The sequence below is a fragment of the Mesorhizobium sp. M1E.F.Ca.ET.063.01.1.1 genome, assembly GCF_003998155.1.
Taxonomy (GTDB): domain Bacteria; phylum Pseudomonadota; class Alphaproteobacteria; order Rhizobiales; family Rhizobiaceae; genus Mesorhizobium.
Genome location: NZ_RZSC01001318.1, coordinates 1 through 872 on the forward strand (window position 1 = coordinate 1; position 872 = coordinate 872).

The window sequence follows — 872 nt, forward strand, 5'->3', positions numbered from 1 at the left end:
GAACAGCGCGATCTTCAAGAACATCGAGCGGACGAACACCAACAAGCATCTTTCGCTGGCCTTTCTTGACTTTGAGGATGGACGGGTGACGCTTTCCGGCCAGCACGAGGACGTTCTCGTCGTGCGCGCGGATGGGGACGTCGAACGCATCGATACGCTTGACCTGGGGCTGCCGGTTGGCCTGGAGAATGACATCTCGCAGTTTATCGACACGCGTGACATCGTGTTCGGGAGCGGCGACGTGATCGTGTTGCACACCGACGGAGTGACCGAGGCGGAGGACGAAGACAGAAGACTGTTCGGGTTCGATCGGCTCTGCAAGAGCGTGCAAAAGCGTCACGGCAGGAGCGCCGAGGAAATCAAGACCGGAATCGTCGAGGATCTGATGACCCATATCGGAATCCAGAAGATCCACGACGACATCACACTCGTGATCATAAGGCACACATAGAAATGACAGCGCTGTTCGGTACCCCTGACATTGCAATCGGGATGAAGGAGAGCGTCAGTCGTGTGCGGCTGTTCGACGGGCCTCTCGACTTGAGTTGGCGTCATTGTGCTACGACCTCGGACTTCATCGCCGATCTTTTCGCATTGCGCTTCCAGTCGTCCCGCAATGACTACATGGAGGTGCGGCACAGCATCGGATATCTGACCAACGAACTCATCGAAAATGCCGTCAAGTTTCGCGCACCGGGCGAGATCGTGATCGAGGCGTCGATGGATTCGGAGAGCTTCAAGCTCAAGGTGTCGAATGACGTCGATGGGGAAAACGCGTCCGAGTTCCAAAGCCTGCTGGCGGACATCACGGTTGGCGACCCCAAGGATCTGCTGATACAGCGAATTGAAGCGAATGCCGCGAACCCCGACGC

At 57.0% G+C, this 872-nt stretch carries 2 protein-coding genes; both read left to right on the forward strand.

The window, feature by feature from the left end:
* Positions 1-451 (forward strand): SpoIIE family protein phosphatase (locus tag EOA29_RS38240; protein WP_145970115.1); only part of this gene is annotated, 451 nt, incomplete at its 5' end.
* 2 nt (positions 452-453) lie between these two features.
* Positions 454-872: ATP-binding protein (locus EOA29_RS38245; RefSeq protein ID WP_245468781.1), on the forward strand; the 419-nt coding region annotated here is incomplete at its 3' end.